15 protein-coding genes are annotated in these 17951 nt (G+C 65.2%); 13 read left to right on the forward strand and 2 right to left on the reverse strand.

The genetic code is table 11. The features are described from left to right. The first annotated feature begins 108 nt into the window (after window positions 1-108). The 6 genes from AC07OZ_RS21760 (at window position 109) to AC07OZ_RS21785 (ending at window position 6722) form a co-directional block, all read left to right on the forward strand. A complete protein-coding gene (locus AC07OZ_RS21760) occupies window positions 109-1170 on the forward strand; it encodes a porin (RefSeq protein WP_495469163.1) in 1062 nt (353 codons plus the stop codon). Between the two features lie 252 nt (window positions 1171-1422). Further along, on the forward strand, window positions 1423-2400 hold the full coding sequence (locus tag AC07OZ_RS21765) for an ABC transporter permease (protein WP_495469164.1): 978 nt from the start codon (window positions 1423-1425) through the stop codon (window positions 2398-2400). A 1-nt stretch (window position 2401) separates the two neighbouring features. Further along, the gene (locus tag AC07OZ_RS21770; RefSeq protein ID WP_495469165.1) at window positions 2402-3622 is read left to right on the forward strand and encodes a M20 aminoacylase family protein; all 1221 of its coding nucleotides are present in this window, start codon (window positions 2402-2404) and stop codon (window positions 3620-3622) included. Window positions 3623-3680: 58 nt separating this feature from the next. Continuing rightward, the gene (locus AC07OZ_RS21775) at window positions 3681-4643 is read left to right on the forward strand and encodes an ABC transporter permease (protein ID WP_495469166.1); all 963 of its coding nucleotides are present in this window, start codon (window positions 3681-3683) and stop codon (window positions 4641-4643) included. A 16-nt stretch (window positions 4644-4659) separates the two neighbouring features. Next, window positions 4660-5655 (forward strand): ABC transporter ATP-binding protein, encoded by a 996-nt coding sequence (locus AC07OZ_RS21780; protein WP_495469167.1) that lies wholly within the window; start codon window positions 4660-4662, stop codon window positions 5653-5655. Beyond that, window positions 5652-6722, forward strand: a complete 1071-nt coding sequence (locus tag AC07OZ_RS21785; RefSeq protein ID WP_495469168.1) for an ABC transporter ATP-binding protein — start codon at window positions 5652-5654, stop codon at window positions 6720-6722. The genes AC07OZ_RS21780 and AC07OZ_RS21785 overlap by 4 nt, the downstream gene beginning before the upstream one ends. Window positions 6723-6749: 27 nt before the next feature. Here AC07OZ_RS21785 and lptM read toward each other — a convergent pair whose 3' ends face one another. Continuing rightward, window positions 6750-7010 (reverse strand): LPS translocon maturation chaperone LptM, encoded by a 261-nt coding sequence (lptM, locus tag AC07OZ_RS21790; protein ID WP_495469169.1) that lies wholly within the window; start codon window positions 7008-7010, stop codon window positions 6750-6752. On the opposite strand from lptM, the gene cyaY reads away from it, so the two are divergent. After that, window positions 7009-7356, forward strand: coding sequence for an iron donor protein CyaY (cyaY, locus tag AC07OZ_RS21795; protein WP_495469170.1), 348 nt, complete (start codon window positions 7009-7011; stop codon window positions 7354-7356). The two genes, lptM and cyaY, sit on opposite strands and share 2 nt — an antisense overlap. Before the next feature lie 67 nt (window positions 7357-7423). Here cyaY and AC07OZ_RS21800 read toward each other — a convergent pair whose 3' ends face one another. Further along, window positions 7424-9865, reverse strand: coding sequence for a penicillin-binding protein 1A (locus tag AC07OZ_RS21800; protein WP_495469171.1), 2442 nt, complete (start codon window positions 9863-9865; stop codon window positions 7424-7426). Between the two features lie 442 nt (window positions 9866-10307). Between AC07OZ_RS21800 and AC07OZ_RS21805 the strand changes: the two genes are divergently transcribed. The 6 genes from AC07OZ_RS21805 to AC07OZ_RS21830 all read left to right on the forward strand — a co-directional run bounded on the left by AC07OZ_RS21805 (window position 10308) and on the right by AC07OZ_RS21830 (window position 17944). Further along, a complete protein-coding gene (locus tag AC07OZ_RS21805) occupies window positions 10308-11387 on the forward strand; it encodes a pilus assembly protein PilM (RefSeq protein ID WP_495469397.1) in 1080 nt (359 codons plus the stop codon). Then, window positions 11384-12010: a PilN domain-containing protein gene (locus AC07OZ_RS21810; RefSeq protein WP_495469172.1), complete on the forward strand. Its 627-nt coding sequence runs from the start codon at window positions 11384-11386 to the stop codon at window positions 12008-12010. The genes AC07OZ_RS21805 and AC07OZ_RS21810 overlap by 4 nt, the downstream gene beginning before the upstream one ends. 7 nt (window positions 12011-12017) lie before the next feature. Continuing rightward, window positions 12018-12725, forward strand: a complete 708-nt coding sequence (locus tag AC07OZ_RS21815) for a type IV pilus inner membrane component PilO (protein WP_495469173.1) — start codon at window positions 12018-12020, stop codon at window positions 12723-12725. A gap of 35 nt (window positions 12726-12760) precedes the next feature. After that, on the forward strand, window positions 12761-13309 hold the full coding sequence (locus AC07OZ_RS21820; protein ID WP_495469398.1) for a pilus assembly protein PilP: 549 nt from the start codon (window positions 12761-12763) through the stop codon (window positions 13307-13309). A 26-nt stretch (window positions 13310-13335) separates the two neighbouring features. After that, entirely contained in the window at window positions 13336-15525 is a 2190-nt protein-coding gene (locus AC07OZ_RS21825; protein WP_495469399.1) for a type IV pilus secretin PilQ, read from the forward strand. Between the two features lie 79 nt (window positions 15526-15604). Continuing rightward, the gene (locus AC07OZ_RS21830; RefSeq protein WP_495469174.1) at window positions 15605-17944 is read left to right on the forward strand and encodes an Ig-like domain-containing protein; all 2340 of its coding nucleotides are present in this window, start codon (window positions 15605-15607) and stop codon (window positions 17942-17944) included. The last annotated feature ends 7 nt before the right edge of the window (window positions 17945-17951 follow it).

The following is a 17951-nucleotide window of genomic DNA, read 5'->3' on the forward strand; positions in this document are numbered from 1 at the left end:
TTGACAGGGTTTGCTCGCGTGGGCGATGTGCAACACAAAGCGTCTCCGTCTGGGGGCTTCGCTGAGAATCGATCTCGGCGACCACACCAAACATACAGGAGACATCACATGAAGAAAGCCGCCTTGGCGCTGAGCATCCTTGCAGCGAGTACCAGCGCCGCCTGGGCACAATCGACCGTGCAGTTGTATGGCATCGTGGACGTCGGTCTGCGCTGGACCAGCAACGCCAACGCCGGAAGCTCCGAGAAGCAGGTCATCCCCGGTGGCATGTCCCAGAGCCGTCTCGGCGTGAACGTGACCGAGGACATGGGCGGCGGACTGAAGGCGATCGCCAACCTCGAGCACCGCCTGAACTCCGACACCGGCACCGTGGCCGCCGCCGACTTCTGGCGCCAGTCCTGGGTCGGCATCCAGTCGGCCGATTTCGGCCGCATCACGCTGGGCCGTCAGTACAACATCCTGTTCGACATCTACACGTCGACCTACGCCTCCTTCAAGTACTCGCCTTACATCGAGGCCTACAAGCCCGAGATCGGCCTGTCGATGGGCGCGCGCCAGGACAACATGGTCAAGTACCTGTTCGAGACCGGTCCCATTCGCGGCGAAATCCAGGTGTCGGCCGGCGAAGGGAACTCGCAGAACAAGTCGTTCGGCGGCCTGCTGCGCTACAACCAAGGCCCCATCGCCTTCGGCGGCGCCTACCTGCAGGTCGAGGACACCCTGGGCAAGAAGGTCAAGGGCTACACCGCCGGCGGCGCGTACACCGATGGTCCGTGGTACATCAACCTGTCCTGGGCGACCAACAAGTTCGACCAGGGCGGGCTGCTGGGCGCGGCCTACACGTCCGGCCTGCTGGGCACGGTGCTGAATGCCGCGGCGAACGATGTGAAGAAGCGGGACATGATCTCGGCGGGCGCCGCGTATCAACTGACCCCGCAGCTGAACCTGGGCGCCCACTACTGGTACGCCACGCAGACGCATTACAGCGCTCCGCTGGCCAACACGAAGAGCAAGGGACACTACTTCGCCGTCGTCGCCGACTACGCCTTCTCCAAGCGCACGGACGTGTACCTCGAACTGGATTACACCAAGCACGAGGGTGCGGTCCGGTTCGCCAACAACGCCGAGAAGCGCGGCGGATCGATCGTCGGCATCCGTCACCGCTTCTGATCGCTGCTGGGAGAGGGCGGTCCTGACCACGCCGCCCGCTCCAGAGCAAACCGCCTTCGGGCGGTTTTTCCGTTTCTGGGCATCGGTCGGGGCGACGTCGCGTTCATGCCGCGTCAAGGGCTAACCCACTTGCCGGTGGGCGTACGCTCCTCGATGATGGGTTCCTTCTGAAGCGCTCCGCCTCCGGGGTCAGGTCGTGCCAGGGCAGGTCACAAGCCGCGTCGCCCGAGCCCATGCCGGAGGCCCTCGTCCATGCTGGTTTTCATTCTTCGCCGTCTGGCGCAGGCCGTCGTCGTCATGCTGACGGTGGCCTTCATCGCCTTCATGCTGTTCCAGTACGTCGGCGACCCGGTCAACAACCTGCTCGGTCAGGACGCCACGCCGGAACAGCGCGAGCAACTGCGCAAGGACCTGGGACTCGATCAGAGCTTCATCGTGCAGTTCGCGCATTTCGCCGGCAACGCGGCGCAGGGAGAGTTCGGCGTCAGCCTGAAACAAGGTCGCAAGGTGTCCGCGCTGATCGCCGAACGCTTCCCGGCGACGCTCGAGCTGTCGGCGACAGCCGCGTTGATCGCGCTGGTGTTCGGCATTCCCCTGGGCGTCTACGCGGCGCTGCGGCGCGGGAGCTTCGGCTCTCAGCTGCTGATGACACTGTCGTTGCTGGGTGTCGCGCTGCCGACCTTCCTCATCGGGATCCTGCTGATCCTCATCTTCGCGGTGCAACTGGCCTGGCTGCCGAGCTATGGCCGGGGTGAGGTCGTGATGCTCGGTTCCTGGAGCACCGGCTTGCTGACCGGCGACGGGCTGCGCCATCTGCTGCTGCCTGGCGTCACGCTGGCGGTGTTCCAGCTGACACTGATCATGCGCATCGTGCGCGCCGAGATGCTGGAAGTGCTGCGCGCCGACTACATCAAGTTCGCCCGTGCCCGCGGTCTCAGCGACCGGACGATCTACTTCGGACACGCGCTGAAGAACACGCTGGTGCCGGTCATCACGATCACCGGCCTGCAGCTGGGATCGCTGATTGCCTTTGCGATCATCACCGAGACCGTGTTTCAATGGCCCGGCATGGGGCTGCTGTTCATCCAGGCGGTGCAGTTCGCCGACATTCCGGTGATGGCCGCCTATCTCTGCCTGATCTCGCTGATCTTCGTCGTGATCAACCTGGTCGTCGATCTGCTGTACTTCGCTGTCGATCCGCGCTTGCGCGTGAGCGGCGGCGCGCATTGACATGAACGCTCCAGAGCACCTGACCGCCACCGCGGCGGGCACCTACCAGCGACTCTTCGAGGCGCGCGGCGAGCTCGTCGCCTTGCGCCGCGAACTGCACACGATGCCGGAACTCGGCTTCGAGGAACACCGCACCGCCGCGCGCATCGTGCAGGCGTTGAAAGCCTGCGGCGTCGACGAGATCCACCAGGGCCTGGGACGCACAGGCATCGTCGCGACCATCCACGGCCAGACGACGCCGGGCACGGCGCCCAGACTCTTCGGACTGCGCGCCGACATGGACGCGCTGCCGCTGCGCGAGCAGAACGACTTTGCCTGGCGGTCATCGACGCCCGGACTGATGCATGCTTGCGGCCACGACGGCCACTGCGCGATGCTGGTCGGCGCGGCACGTTACCTGGCGCAGACACGGCGTTTCGCCGGCACGGCGGTGCTGGTGTTCCAGCCCGGCGAAGAGGGCTACGGGGGCGCGCGCGAGATGATCGCCGACGGCCTGTTCGACCGCTTCCCGGTGGAATCCATCTATGCGATGCACAACTGGCCGCACCTGCCGCCCGGCAAGATCGGCCTGAACCGGGGCGCGATGATGGCAGCGGCGGACCGCGTGAACATCACGATCCAGGGGCGCGGCGGTCACGGCGCGCATCCGCACCTGAGCGTCGATCCGGTGCTGATCGCCGGCCATGTGATCACGGCGGTCCAGAGCCTGGTGTCGCGCAACATCGCGCCGATCGAGCAGGCGGTCGTCAGCCTGTGTTCGATGCATGCGGGCGAGCCGAGCGCCTTCAGCGTGATCCCGGAGGCCGCGCAACTGACCGGTACGGTGCGCAGCTTCAAGCCCGAAGTGCAGCAGCTGCTCGAGGAGCGGATGGCGCGCCTCGTCGAATCGGTCGCGCTGGGTTTCGGCGCGAGCGCCAAGGTCGACTACCAGCGGCTCTATCCGGCGACCGTCAACAGCGCGCGCGAGGCCGACTTCGCCGTGCGCGTCGCGCAGTCGCTGGTCGGTGCCGAGAACGTCGACGACAAGCTCGTGCCGAGCATGGGGTCCGAGGACTTCGCCTTCATGCTGCAGGCACGGCCCGGCGCCTATCTGCGGCTGGGGCAAGGCGGTCCTTGTGGACTGCATCAACCGCGCTACGACTTCAACGACGAGATCCTGCCGCTCGGGTCCGCGCTGTTCGCGGCCCTGGTCGAGCAAGGCCTGCCCCTCGCGCCGCATTGAGCGGGATCGCTGCGTTCCACCCGCCATCGTTCCGACAGCATGTCCTCCTGATCCCCGAATGACCGCCTCCCTTCCTCCTCCGCCGGCCTCCGGCGCGCCGGCTCCTCGTCCGCCGAACGCGCTGAAGCGCTTCTTCGACGGCGACGTCTGGCACTCGTTCACCCGCTCGCCGTTCGCGATGGTCGCGGCCTTCGTCGCGCTGTGCTGCCTCATCTGCGCGCTGTTCGCGACCTGGATCGCGCCGCACGATCCGTTCGACCTCTCGGCGCTGGAACTGATGGACTCGCGCCTGCCCCCCGCGTGGATCGAAGGCGGGTCGACGAAGTACCTCCTCGGCACCGATGACCAGGGGCGTGATCTGCTGTCCGCGATCATGTACGGCGCGCGGATCTCGCTGCTGGTGGGCGTGGCGTCGGTGATCCTGTCGATGATCATCGGCGTCGGCCTGGGGTTGCTGTCCGGATTCGTCGGCGGCAAGGTGGACGCCTTCATCATGCGCATCTGCGACGTGATGCTGTCCTTCCCGTCGATCCTGATCGCCCTGCTCATCGATGGCATCGGCCGCGTCGTGTTCAAGGACGCGCACGAGTCGCTGGCCTTCGCGGTGCTGATCCTCGCGATCTCGCTGACCGGGTGGGTCCAGTACGCGCGCACCGTGCGCGGCTCGACGATGGTCGAGCGCAACAAGGAATACGTGCAGGCCGCGCGCGTGATCGGCGTCCAGCCGATGGCGATCATGTGGCGCCACGTCCTGCCCAACGTCACCGGCCCGGTGCTGGTGCTGGCGACGCTGCAGGTGGCGTCGGCGATCCTGACCGAGGCGACCTTGTCCTTCCTCGGCGTCGGTGTGCCGCCGACCAGCCCCTCCCTGGGCACCTTGATCCGCATCGGGAACGACTTCCTATTCTCCGGCGAATGGTGGATCACGATCTGGCCCAGCACGATGCTGGTGCTGATCACGGTGTCGGTGAACATGCTGGGGGATTGGCTGCGCGACGCGCTCAATCCCCGCCTGCGCTGATTGGATGGACGGCCCCATGACCGCACCCCTGCTGCAAGTCCGCCACCTGCGCGTGGAGTTCCCGACCCGGCGCGGCACGCTGCTCGCGCTGGACGATGTGTCCTTCGACATCGCGCCGGGCGAAGTGCTCGGCGTCGTCGGTGAGTCCGGCGCCGGCAAGTCGCTGACCGGCGCGGCGATCATCGGCCTGCTGGAGCCGCCGGGACGCATCGCCGGCGGCGAGATCCTGCTCGACGGCCGACGCATCGACAACCTGCCCGCCGACCAGATGCGCCGCGTGCGTGGCCGGCAGATCGGTGCGATCTTCCAGGATCCGCTGACCTCGCTCAATCCGCTGTACACGGTGGGACGACAACTGGTCGAGACCATCACGACGCACCTCGGCCTGAGCGCGAAGCAGGCCCGTGCCCGCGCGATCGAGCTGCTCGCGGCGACCGGCATTCCGGCGCCGGAGGCGCGCGTGGACCAGTACCCGCACCAGTTCTCCGGCGGCATGCGGCAGCGCGTGGTGATCGCGCTCGCGCTCGCGGCGGACCCGAAGCTGATCGTCGCCGACGAACCGACGACGGCGCTGGACGTGTCGATCCAGGCGCAGATCATCGCCTTGCTCAAGCGCGTGTGCCGGGAGCAGGGCGCGGCGGTCATGCTGGTCACGCACGACATGGGCGTGATCGCGGAGACCTGCGACCGCGTGGCGGTGATGTATGCCGGACGTGTCGCCGAGATCGGGCCGGTGCAGGAAGTGATCCACCGCCCCGGCCACCCCTACACATCGGGGCTGATGGGTTCCATCCCCGCGATGGACGAGGATCGCGAGCGGCTCGTGCAGATCGACGGCGCGATGCCGCGCCTCACGTCGATCCCGACTGGTTGCGCCTTCCATCCGCGGTGTCCGCGGGCCTTCGACCGCTGCCACGAGCAGCGACCTGAGTTGATGAAGGCGCCCGCCACCCAGGCGGCGTGCTGGTTGCATGCCGCGGACGTCGCCGTCGTGCAGGGAGGCGTGGCATGACGGTATTGAACGAGACGCCGCGCGCGGCGGGCCCGACGGGCGCGGACAGGGGCGAGCACGCGACGGCCGGTCCCGGTGAGGTGCTCGTCGAAGTGCGCGACCTGGCCAAGACCTTCGACGTGTCGGCTCCGTGGCTGAATCGCGTGATCGAGCGCAAGTCGCGGCAGTTCGTCCATGCGGTGGACGGCGTCAGCTTCGCGATCGACAAGGGGAAGACGCTGGCGTTGGTCGGTGAGTCGGGTTGCGGCAAGAGCACCGTGGCGCGGCTGCTGGTCGGGCTGTACGCGCCGACGCACGGCGAGGTGCGCTTCGACGATGCCGACATCGCCACCACCCTGAAAGGGCCGGATGCGCTGGCGTTGCGACGTCGGATGCAGATGATCTTCCAGGATCCGTATGCGAGCTTGAACCCGCGCTGGAAGGTGCAGGACATCGTCGCCGAGCCGTTGCGCGAGCACGGCCTGGTCCGTGACGCGCAGGGACTGAAGCAGCGTGTCGGCGAGCTGCTGCAATCCGTCGGGCTGTCGCCGGCGGACGCGGAAAAGTTTCCCCACCAGTTCTCCGGTGGGCAGCGCCAGCGCATCTCGATTGCCCGTGCGCTGGCGACCGAGCCGGAGTTCCTCGTCTGCGACGAGCCGACCTCGGCGCTCGATGTCTCGGTGCAGGCGCAGGTCCTGAACATCATGAAGGACCTGCAGCGCAAGCAGGGCCTGACGTATCTGTTCATCTCGCACAACCTCGCGGTGGTGCGACACGTGGCCGACCAGGTCGGCGTGATGTACCTGGGCCGGTTGGTGGAGCAAGCTGACAAGCGAGCGCTGTTCGCGACGCCGCGGCACCCGTATACGCGGATGTTGCTCGATGCGATTCCCGATATCCACATGACGGGGCGCTCGCGCACCCCCGTGCAGGGGGAGGTGCCCAATCCGCTGAATCCCCCGAGCGGGTGCAGCTTCCATCCCCGGTGCCCCCACGCGAACGCGCGATGCAGCTCGGAGCGGCCGCAACTGCTGGCGTTCCAGGGGATTCGCGTGGCCTGTCACGCGGTGGAAGAAGGACGGATCTGAGGCCCGCCTCGCTCGGACCTCGCGGCGTCAGTTCGCAGCGCTGGCGGCCGATGCCGGCGGGGCAACTGCCGACGCCGAGGGGGACGGATGTTTCGCCTGCGGCAACTGCAGCGGGCGCTTCTGGCCGCAGGCACTGACGGCGAGTGCGGCTGCGCACAACATCAGGGTCGTCATGGCCTTGGCGGCACGGCGGCGGGCCGGCATGGAGGCAGCGCCTACACTTCGCGTCTTCACGTTCTTCATGGGCTCGCAGTCTAGTCCTTCGCGAGCCCGCCTACCGCTGCCCATGACGCCCACTCCGCTGACCGATGCCGACTACGACGCCCGCACCGACGCCGTGCTGGCCAGCATCGAAACCGACATTGACACCTGGCTCGACGACGACGTGGTCGATATCGACCAGCATCGCACCGGTGGCTTGCTCGAGCTGGAGTTCCCGGATCGCAGCAAGATCGTCGTCAACACGCAGCCACCGCTGCACGAGCTCTGGCTCGCCTCGCGGCGCGGCGGGTACCACTTCAAGTTCGTCGACGGCCAGTGGCTCGATACCAAGGACGGCGTTGCCTTCTTCGCGCGCTTGTCGGACGAGGCATCCCACCACGCGGGCAAGGCCTTGAGTTTCACCCAGGTTTGACGCGCATGGGTCGGACGGCTCCATGCAAAAGGCGCCCCGCGGGGCGCCTTTGCGTTGGCAGCGACCTTCAGCGCTTGAAGAGATCGAGGATGCTCTTCTTCTCTTCCTCGGAGCCGGTGGTCGGCACGTGCTCCTCGTTGCCAAGCGCCTTCACGCCGCTATTGCCGGCGAATTCGTCGTAGTACCACTCGCCGTTGAAGTTGACCACGCCTTCCGGCGGCTGGATCTCCTGCACGGGCGTGTTGCGCAGCGCGTACTGCATGAACTCGATCCACACCGGTAGCGCCAGCCCGCCGCCGGTTTCGCGGTCGCCCAGCTTGCGCGGCTGGTCGTAGCCGATCCACACCACGGAGACCAGCTCCGGTTGGAAACCCGCGAACCAGGCATCCATCGAGTCGTTGGTCGTGCCCGTCTTCCCATAGATGTCCGGACGCTTGAGCGTGGCCTGCGTCCGCGCCGCCGTGCCGCTGCGCGCGACTTCCTGCAACAGGCTGTCCATCAGGTAGGCATTGCGCGGTTCGATGGCCCGCTGCGAGTCCTCGAAGGGCTTCGGCTGCTGCTGATAGAGCACACGACCCGCGTGGTCGGTGATGCGTTGGACCAACTGCGGTGCGATCCGATAGCCGCCGTTGGCGAAGACCGAATACGCCTGCGCCATCTGCATGGGCGTCACGGATCCCGCGCCCAGCGCCATCGTCAGGTAGGCCGGATGCTTGTCCGCGTCGAAACCGAAGCGCGTGATCCAGTCCTGCGCGTACTTCACGCCCACCGACTGCAGCACCCGGATCGACACCATGTTCTTGGACTTGGCGAGCGCACGCCGCAGCGGCATCGGGCCTTCGAACTGGCCGTCGTAGTTCTTGGGTTCCCAAGGCTGGCTGCCCGTGGTCGTCGCGTCGAAGAACAGCGGCCCGTCGTTGACGATCGTCGCGCCGTTGAAGCCCTTCTCGAGCGCGGACGAATAGATGAACGGCTTGAAGCTCGAGCCGGGCTGCCGCCAGGCCTGGGTGACATGGTTGAACTTGTTCTTGTTGTAGTCGAAGCCGCCGACCAACGCCCGCACGCTGCCGTCCTTCGGGCTGAGCGCCACCATCGCGCCTTCGACTTCGGGGAGCTGGGTGATCGTCCACTCGTCCTTGTTGTTCCTGACCAGCTTGATGACGCGAATCACCGCGCCGCGGCGGATGCGTGTCTTCGGATTGCCCTTGTCGGACAGGCCCGAGGTGGCCGGCTTCAGGCCTTCGCCGGTGATGGTCACCGATTCGCCGCTCTGCAGCGCCGCGACGACCTGCTTGGGGCCGGCTTCCAGCACGACGGCCGCCAGCAGTTCGTCGTTGGCCGGATGGTCGGAGAGCGCCTCGGCGATGCGGGTGTCCAGCTCCTTGGGGTCGGCCGGCAGGTCGACGTAGGCCTCGGGTCCCCGGTACACCTGCCGGCGCTCGTAATCCATGATCCCGCGGCGCAGCGCGCGGTACGCGCGCTCCTGCTCGTCGGCGTGCAGTGTCAGGTAGACATTCAGGCCGCGTGTGTAGGCTTCGTCGCCGTACTGGCTGAAGATCAGCTGGCGGGCCAGTTCGGCGACGTACTCGGCGTGGCTGGCGGCTTCCTGAGGTGGCCGGATGCGCAGTTTTTCCGCCTTGGCCTGGGCGTGCTGCTCGGGCGTGATGAAGCCCATTTCCAGCATCCGGTCGATGATGTATTGCTGACGCAACACTGCGCGGCGCGGATTGTTGATCGGGTTGTAAGCAGATGGTGCTTTCGGCAACCCGGCGAGCATCGCCGCCTCGGCGACCGACAGGTCCTTCAGCGGCTTGCCGAAATACACCTCGCTCGCCGCTGCGAAGCCGTAGGCGCGGTGTCCGAGGAAGATCTGGTTCATGTAGATCTCGAGGATCTTCTCCTTGGGCAGCGCGCTCTCGATCTTCAGCGCCAGCAGGATCTCGTAGATCTTGCGGGTGAAGGTCTTCTCGGTCGAGAGATAGAAGTTGCGCGCCACCTGCATCGTGATGGTCGAGGCCCCCTGGCTCTTGGATTCGCTGACGTTGGCCAGGCCGGCGCGGATCACGCCGAGGTAGTCCACGCCGCCGTGCTGATAGAAGCGCGCATCCTCGATGGCCAGGATCGCGTCCTGCATGAGCTTGGGAATCTCGCGGATGTCGGAGTAGCTGCGCCGCTCCTCGCCGTACTCCGCCAGCAGTTGGCCTTCGCTGGACATCACCCGTAGCGGCAGCTTCGGCCGGTAGTCGGTCAGTCCGCTGATGTCAGGCAGCTGGGGGTAGGCGATCGCCAAGGCCATGCCGACCAGCAGCACGACGGCGCCCACTCCCGCCAGCACCAGCCCGAAGAGCCAGCCGACCAGCCGCACGAACCAGGGCCTGCGAGGCTTGCTGTCGCCTTTGGGCTTCTTGCGCGGGGAGTTGCTCTTCTCGTTCCTGGAAGCGCTGCCCTTGCCCGAATCGGACGGGGCGTCGAAGGAAGGTTCGTTGTCTGGGGAATTCTTCGAGGGCATGGGCCGGAGTGTGCAATCTTGCGTGCCTGGCCGCGCCCTATCAGGGCCTGTACGGGTGACGATGCGGGCCGCGAGCGACGATTATAGGAACGGCCCTTCATGGGGCATCGCCGGGTCAGTCCGCGACCGCTTGACTGTTACAGGAGTAGTCGGAACTTTCGCGGACACTGCGCGGCTGCCTTTTCTTCCACCCCGGACATCCCTCTTGAAGGTGTCCTGGAGGGGGATTCGGCAAAGCGGAAATCCGCAGCAAAACCGTTCCGATTGGGGAGTAAATGGGCCATTTCTTGGCGCTTTACCACCCGTCCGTGGCGTGTATGTTACGCAACGCTGCGTTACTTGCTGTGACCGCTTTGCCTTGGGGCGACAAAGGCTTTGCTGATAGCATTCAAGTAACTTATTAACAAACCGGCGCATGAGCGGCGCGTTGGGGGAACGCATCATGGGGCTGTTGGACCTACTGCGCGGACGTGCGCATCCACCCATGATTGGCCTGGACATCTCGTCGTCCAGTGTCAAGCTTGTGGAACTGAGTCAAAACTCAAATGGCGAATACGTTCTTGAACGTTTCGCCACCGAACCTTTCGAAAAGGGCTGGATTACCGACGGCCAGATCGAGAAATTCGACGAGGTCGCGGACGCCGTCCGCCGGGTGGTCACGCGCAGTGGCAGCAGGACCCGGCAAGCTTCGCTGGCGATGCCGCAGAGTTCGGTGATCACGAAGAAGATCATGTTGCCGGCCGGCCTCCGCGAGGAGGAGCTTGAGCTGCAGGTCGAGGCCGAGGCCAACCAGTACATCCCGTTCTCGCTGGACGAAGTCTCGCTGGACTTCTGCGTCATCGGCCCGAGTCCGACTTCGGTTGGTGACGTCGAGGTGCTGATCGCCGCGTCCCGCAAGGACCGCGTACAAGATCGCCAGGCGCTGGCCGAGGCTGCCGGTCTCAGGCCGGTCGTGCTGGACATCGAATCCCACGCGTCGCGGATGGCTGTCGGCCGCCTGGTCGAAACCTTGCCCAACGAAGGGAAGGACGCGCTGGTCGCGCTGTTCGAGATCGGTGCCGACACCACGTCGCTGAAGGTGCTGCGCGACGATGAGATGCTCTACGACCGCGATCAGGCCTTCGGTGGCTCGCAACTGACCCAGCTGATCTCCCGACAGTACGGTTTCTCCTTCGAGGAGGCGGAGCTGAAGAAGCTCAGTGGCGAACTGCCGGATGACTACGAGACACAGGTGCTCAATCCTTTCGTCGACTCGTTGTCGCAGGAAATCGGCCGGGCGCTCCAGTACTTCTTCACCAGTACGCCCCATCACAAGGTCCATTACGTGATGCTCGCGGGCGGCACCGCCACGCTGCCTGGCCTCAAGGAACGGGTGACCGAACTGACGGGCTTCGCCTGCATGGTGGTCAATCCCTTTGAGAACATGGTGCTCGGATCTGCGGTGCGCGAATCGAAGCTGCGCCGTGAAGCCCCGGCGTATCTGACAGCGTGCGGCCTCGCCATGCGGAGGTTCTTTCAGTGATTCTGATCAACCTGCTCCCGCACCGCGAGGAGAAGCGCAAGCGCCGCAAGGCCGCGTTCTTCGTCGGGCTGGGAATGTCCTTCGCCGTCGGCGTGCTGATCGCCGCCTTCATCTATCTGCTGCTGCAGCAGTTGACCGCCGCGCAAGCGAGCCGCAACGGCTATCTGAAGGCCGAGATCACCAAGCTCGACATCCAGATCAAGGACATCGCGACGTTGCGCGCCGAGATCGACGCGTTGCGTGCCCGCCAACGCGCCGTCGAGAACTTGCAGAGCGACCGCAATACGCCGGTGCACCTGCTCAACGAACTGGCGAAGTTCACACCTGAGGGTGTGTTCCTGCAGTCGGTGCGCCAAGCCAACAAAGCGGTCGTGATCGCAGGCGTGGCGGCGTCAAACGAGCGTGTGTCCGAGATGCTTCGCAATTTGAGCCGCGCCGAGTGGGTCGAGAACCCTGACCTTGTCGAGATCAAGGCAGCGCCCGTGAATCCGCGTGATCCGCGTCGACTGTTCGACTTCTCCATCAGGGTCGGAATCAAGAGCGCGACGCCGGAACCCGCAGCCGGTGCGGCCAGCGGCCCCGGCGCCAAGCCGACCACGAACGCCCCGGCGAAGAAGGCGTGAGGACCCCATGGCAAGCTTGAAAAACCTGGACCTCAACGCCTGGTTCGCAGACTTCTCCGGTCAGTTCCAGAACTTGAACATGCAGGAGCCGGGCCAATGGCCACCGGCGCCGCGTTATGCCGCCTTCATCGTGGTGGCGGTGCTGACCGTCGTGCTGGGTTGGTTCGCTGTGTTGTCGGATGAACAATCGGCGCTGGACGCTGAGGTTCAGAAGGAACCGCAGCTGAAGGAAGACTTCAACAACAAGCTGACCCAGGCCGTGAACCTGCCGGAGCTGCGCAAGCAGAAGAGTCAGGTCGAGGAATACGTGCTCCAGCTGGAAAAGCAGCTGCCGGGCAAGGCCGAGATGGATGCGCTGCTGTCGGACATCAACCAGGCAGGTTTGGGCCGCGGTCTGCAGTTCGAATTGTTCCGTCCCGGCGGCATCGTCATGCGCGACTACTACGCCGAACAGCCGATCGCAATCAAGGTGTCGGGCCGCTATCACGACATCGGCGCCTTCACGGCGGACGTGTCGAACCTGTCGCGAATCGTGACCTTGCATGATCTGTCGATCGCGGTCCCCGGAGTCTCGAACAACGCAAATACGCCGCCGCGCACGGACACCAATGCGGTGTTGTCGATGGAAGCCACGGCACGGACCTATCGTTATCTCGATCCGGCCGAGATCGAGGAGCAGAGGAAGGCCGCGGCGGCCGCGGAGAAGAAGAAATGACGCGCTTCGTTCGCCCCCATACGGCGTCGCCGGGCATGGCAACCCCGCATCGAGTGCATGCGCTCGGCTTGCTCGGTCTGGCTCTGACGGGCGCCTTGCTGACAGGTTGCACGTCTAGCACCGACGAACTCCAGCAGTGGATGGAAGAGCAGCGCCAGCAGACGCGCCCAACCGTCAAGCCGCTGACGCCGCCAAAGACGTTCCAGCCCCAGCCTTACGAGGCGCAGGCGGTGGTCGACCCGTTCAGCACGCAGAAGCTGACGGTGGCGTTGCGGCGCGAAGCGGCACAACCCAGTTCGCTGCTGGCTGCCGAGATGAAGCGCCGTCGCGAACCGCTGGAGGCTTTCCCGCTGGATTCGATGGCGATGGTCGGCAGTGTCTCCAGGGATGGTCGTCCGTACGCGTTGCTGCGGGTCGACAGCCTGCTGTACCAGGCGCGGGTCGGTGACTACATGGGCCAGAACTTCGGCCGCATCACCAAGATCAGCGAAACCGAAATCACGTTGCGAGAAGTCGTCCAGGACGCTGCGGGCGAATGGATTGAACGCACCAGTACTCTCCAGCTTCAGGAGCAGGGACGATGAAGAACACTGTTGTGGAGAACGCTTCGATGAGCGTCCGTACGAGGGAACGAGAAGGGCGCGCCAAGCGCTGGCAGGCTCTGGCTTGCGCGGTGGGGCTGGCGGTGCTGATGCCCGTCCAGGCCTGGGCGCAGAACATGATCAAGTCGATCAGTGCGACTCAGCAATCCGGGACGGACATCGTCCGCATCGAACTGGCGCAGCCGCTGGCCGAAGTGCCGCGCGGCTTCGCCGTTCAGGTGCCGCCGCGCATCGCCCTGGATCTGCCGGGCGTGTCGAACGGTCTGGGCCGCAACGCGGTCGAGATCAATTCCGGCAACATGCGTTCGGCGAACGTGGCGCAAGCGGGCGATCGCTCCCGCGTCGTGCTGAACCTGCGTCAGGCGAGCACGTACCGCGCACAGTTGCAGGACAACTCGCTGCTGATCTTCCTTGACGGTGTCGCGGGCGCGGCGCCTGCCGCCGCGACGGCGACAGCGACGGCGGAGCCGGTGCACTTCGCTCCGAGCCAGAATGCTGCCGCGCAAGGCCTGCAGGATATCGACTTCCGCCGCGGCAACGATGGTGCGGGTCGCGTCGTGGTGAACCTGCCGAACAGCCAGGTCGGCGTAGACATCCAGCAGCAGGGGCAGAACCTGGTTGTGGAGTTCCTGCGCAGCACGCTGCCGGAACGCCTGCGCCGCAAGCTGGACGTGACCGACTTCGGCACGCCGGTCCAATCGATCACCGCCACGCAGCAAGGCGATCGCGTGCGTCTGGTCGTGACGCCAAAGGGTGTGTGGGAACACAGCGCTTACCAGAGCGACAACCAGTTCGTGCTGGAAGTGCGGCCGCAGAAGGTCGATCCGAACAAGTTGACGCAAGGCCCGGGTTACGCTGGCGACAAGCTCAGTCTGAACTTCCAGAACATCGACGTGCGTGCATTGCTGCAGGTCATCGCCGACTTCACGAACTTCAACGTCGTCACCAGCGACACCGTGACCGGCAACGTGACGCTGCGTCTGAAGGACGTGCCGTGGGACCAGGCGCTGGACATCATCCTGCAGGCCAAGGGTCTGGGTATGCGCAAGTCCGGCAACGTGCTGTGGATTGCGCCGAAGGAAGAACTGGCCAACAAGGAAAAAGCAGAACTCGAGGCCAAGCAGGCGGTGGCGCAACTGGAGCCGCTGCGCACGCAGTCGTTCCAGATGAACTACACGAAAGCCGAGGAAGTCGCCAAGGGGCTGACTGGCCAGAACAACTCGGGCGGTGGCGGCAGCAACCAGACCTCGCGCATCCTGTCTTCACGCGGCAGCGTGATCTGGGAGACGCGGACGAACCAGCTGTTCGTGTCGGACATTCCCTCCAAGCTCGAAGAGATCCAGGCGCTGATCGCCAAGATCGACATCCCGGTCCGGCAGGTGCTGATCGAGGCTCGCATCGTTGAGGCCGACGACAAGTTCGGCCGCGCGCTGGGTGTCAAGCTCGGCGCGACCGACCTGCGCGGTCAGCAGGGCGGCATCCCAGGCTACAAGGTCGGCGGCAGCAACTACGTGACCATCGGCGGCAACTACAGCGCGGTGGGTGCGCAGACCGGCCAGATCAGTACGCCGGTCAGTTACGCCGACTCGCAGTTCGTGAACCTGCCTGCCAACGTCGCCGGGGATGCCTTTGGCGGCGCGACCGCCGCGAACTTCGCGCTGTCGTTGTTCAGTGCTACCGCGAACCGCTTCCTGAACCTGGAGATCTCCGCACTGGAGGCCGACGGCCGCGGCAAGGTGGTGTCGAGTCCACGTGTCGTGACAGCCGACCAGACCAAGGCGCTGATCGAGCAGGGCGAAGAAATCCCGTACCAGCAGTCGACATCCAGCGGCGCCACGTCGATCACTTTCAAGAAGGCCGTGCTGAAGCTTGAGGTGACGCCGCAGATCACGCCGGAAGGCAACGTGATCCTGACCGTGGACGTGAACAAGGACAGCCGCGGCACGCTGACCCCGCAGGGTTATGCCATCAACAACAAGCATGTGCAGACCCTGGTGCTGGTGGAGAACGGCGGTACGGTCGTGATCGGCGGCATCTATACACAGGAAGACCTGGAGAGCGAGAACAAGGTGCCTTACCTTGGCGATATTCCGCTGCTGGGGAACCTGTTCAAGAACCGGGCACGAAGCACTGCTAAAACGGAACTGCTGATCTTCATTACCCCCAAGGTGGTCAGCGATCGCGTGACGGCCCGTTAACGGCCGACGGTAGGGGGCGATCCAAATACAGGGAGTCGCTGTGCGGCGTACCGTGCAGCAAGGCTGGAGCAACGAACAAATGATGACATTCGAGAAGTACGCGCGGTGGATCCGCACTGCGGCGCTTGGCGCACTGGTGACTGGGGCGCTGGTCGCCTGTGGTGGTGGTGGTGGCGACGCGGGAACACCCGTCAACGGCGGTGGCGGCACGCCAACCACGCCGACGGGGCCGACGGCATCCAAACTGGTCATCGAACTGGACAAGGCGACCCTCAGCAATTCCAGCTCTGGCACGGTGGACGTGAAGGTCACCTCCACCGACGCCAATGGCGCGGCAGTCGCGAATGTCCCCGTGGGCTTCGCCATCGACGGCAGCGGGATCATCACGCCGGGGGGCACCCAGACCGACGCGACGGGCGTGCTGCACGCCACGGCGTCGATGGGGGCGGACCGGACCAATCGCCGCATCACGGTGACGGCCGCATCCGGGTCCCTCAAGCAGACCGCATCCTTCGATGTCGTGGACAGCGTGACCGGCGGCAAGGTGGCCGACCTGTCGATGACGCTCGCTGCGGACTCGATCCCGAACGACGGCAGTCGCAATGCGACGGTGACGATCACCACCCTGGACGCGAACCGGACCGCCATCGGCGGCTCGCCAGTGACGCTGAGCGTGGTCGATCCCGCGGGGACGGCGTTCGCTTCGCCTGGCGGTTCGACGGACACGACAACCGGGCAACTGGTCGCCACGGTCTCCGTGGGCGCCAACCACACGAACCGGATCCTGACGGTCAATGCCGTCACCGGCACCGTGAACCGGGCGATCACGATCAATGTGGTCAATCCGACCAACTCGGCGCCGCAAGTCGCGGACATGACCCTGGTCCTCGACAAGATCAGCATTGGAAATACCGGCGGCGACAACGTCACTGCAACCGTCACCGCAGTCGATTCGCAACGCAATGTCGTTCCAGGCGTGACCTTCTCGTTCGAAGCCGACAACGGCGCGACCGTGCAGGTGGTGACTGGCACGACGAACGCGGCTGGTCAGGCCACGGCGCGTGTCACCAGCGGCTCCGACAAGTCCAACCGTCTGATCTCGGTCAAGGCGAGTGCTGGCGCGTTGTCGCGCACGGCGACCTTCCAGGTGCTCGGCGCCAAGCTGATCGGCTCTGCGGTGCCTCAACAGCCGGCAGCCGGCTCTACGGGCAACAAGATCGACTACCGTTTGAGCGATGTCAACCAGAACCCGATGACGTTCCAGACGATCACGGTGACCGCACCGGGCTTTGCGCCGGTGACCGCTCAGACGGACGCGAACGGCGCCTACCTGTACACCTATACCGCGCCGACCACGGCGGGTGCCATCGACTTCACCGCTACCGCCGGTGGTGTGACGGCGTTGACCACGGTGGCGGTGCCGACGCCCTCGACGAGCGTGCCGACGGCAACGCCCACGGTCGTGTCCGCTTCCCTGTCGGCCAATCCGACGGTCGTCAGCGTCAACACGGACTCGACCAACAACCGGGCGGAGCTTCGGGCGATCTTCCTGGGTGCCAACAACGCGCCGGTGAAAAACGTGCGAGTGCGCTTCGATCTGAACGGCGACCTGAACAGCATCGGTGGCACCATCGCTTCCGGTACTCAGACGGTCTATACCGACTCGGCCGGTGTGGCCACGACGAGCTACAGCCCGGGCAGCCGTCCTAGCCCGACCAGCGGTGTGTCGATTCGTGCTTGCTGGGACTACAACGATTTCGCGAACGCGACCGCGTGTCCGAACCAGGTGCTGACCTCGTTGACGGTGGTGTCCGATCCTCTGTCCATTTCCATCGGTACGAACTCGGGAGTGAGCATCGATAACCCGCTGACCTACAAGCGCCGGTTCGTGGTGCTGGTGGTCGATGCCGCCGGACAACCGAAGGCGGATGTGCAGATCACGCCGTCGCTCGATCTGCTGGGCTACTTCAAGGGTTACTACCGCCGGCCTGCCCTCACCTGGGAACAGGTCTACGATCTGGATACTGCGGGGAATGCCCAACCCGCGCTCCCGGTAATGTGCGTGAACGAGGACCAGAACCGCAACGGTCTGATCGACGGCACTGAAGATCGCAACGGCAATGGTCAACTGGAGCCTCGCAAGTCGGACGCATCGGTGAGCATGAGCGGCTCGACCCGCACCGATGCCAACGGCCAAGCCATCTTGATCGTGGAATATCCGCGCAGCATCGCGACGTGGGTGAGTTACACATTGACCGCTTCGGCTTTCGGCGTGTTGAGCCCGCCTGCGACGTATACGGATGTTCTCTCTGGCGTCGCCGACGATTTGACCTTGGCACAAGCGCCGGCTTACGTGAACAGTCCGTATGGACGTCGCCGCGTGGCTGCCGATGGCGCGTATTGCCTGAATGCGAACTGACCTGCAC

The sequence above is a fragment of the Roseateles sp. GW821-FHT09G03 genome (assembly GCF_059416045.1).

Excerpts from the sequence above, each read along its gene's own strand:
- AC07OZ_RS21770 (WP_495469165.1), top strand. The coding sequence starts at position 2,402 with ATGAACGCTCCAGAGCACCTGACCGCCACCGCGGCGGGCACCTACCAG.
- AC07OZ_RS21785 (WP_495469168.1), top strand. The coding sequence starts at position 5,652 with ATGACGGTATTGAACGAGACGCCGCGCGCGGCGGGCCCGACGGGCGCG.
- AC07OZ_RS21760 (WP_495469163.1), top strand. The coding sequence starts at position 109 with ATGAAGAAAGCCGCCTTGGCGCTGAGCATCCTTGCAGCGAGTACCAGC.
- AC07OZ_RS21775 (WP_495469166.1), top strand. The coding sequence starts at position 3,681 with ATGACCGCCTCCCTTCCTCCTCCGCCGGCCTCCGGCGCGCCGGCTCCT.
- cyaY (WP_495469170.1), top strand. The coding sequence starts at position 7,009 with ATGACGCCCACTCCGCTGACCGATGCCGACTACGACGCCCGCACCGAC.
- AC07OZ_RS21765 (WP_495469164.1), top strand. The coding sequence starts at position 1,423 with ATGCTGGTTTTCATTCTTCGCCGTCTGGCGCAGGCCGTCGTCGTCATG.
- AC07OZ_RS21815 (WP_495469173.1), top strand. The coding sequence starts at position 12,018 with ATGGCAAGCTTGAAAAACCTGGACCTCAACGCCTGGTTCGCAGACTTC.
- AC07OZ_RS21800 (WP_495469171.1), bottom strand. The coding sequence starts at position 9,865 with ATGCCCTCGAAGAATTCCCCAGACAACGAACCTTCCTTCGACGCCCCG.
- AC07OZ_RS21805 (WP_495469397.1), top strand. The coding sequence starts at position 10,308 with ATGGGGCTGTTGGACCTACTGCGCGGACGTGCGCATCCACCCATGATT.
- lptM (WP_495469169.1), bottom strand. The coding sequence starts at position 7,010 with ATGGGCAGCGGTAGGCGGGCTCGCGAAGGACTAGACTGCGAGCCCATG.
- AC07OZ_RS21830 (WP_495469174.1), top strand. The coding sequence starts at position 15,605 with ATGATGACATTCGAGAAGTACGCGCGGTGGATCCGCACTGCGGCGCTT.
- AC07OZ_RS21780 (WP_495469167.1), top strand. The coding sequence starts at position 4,660 with ATGACCGCACCCCTGCTGCAAGTCCGCCACCTGCGCGTGGAGTTCCCG.
- AC07OZ_RS21825 (WP_495469399.1), top strand. The coding sequence starts at position 13,336 with ATGAGCGTCCGTACGAGGGAACGAGAAGGGCGCGCCAAGCGCTGGCAG.
- AC07OZ_RS21820 (WP_495469398.1), top strand. The coding sequence starts at position 12,761 with ATGGCAACCCCGCATCGAGTGCATGCGCTCGGCTTGCTCGGTCTGGCT.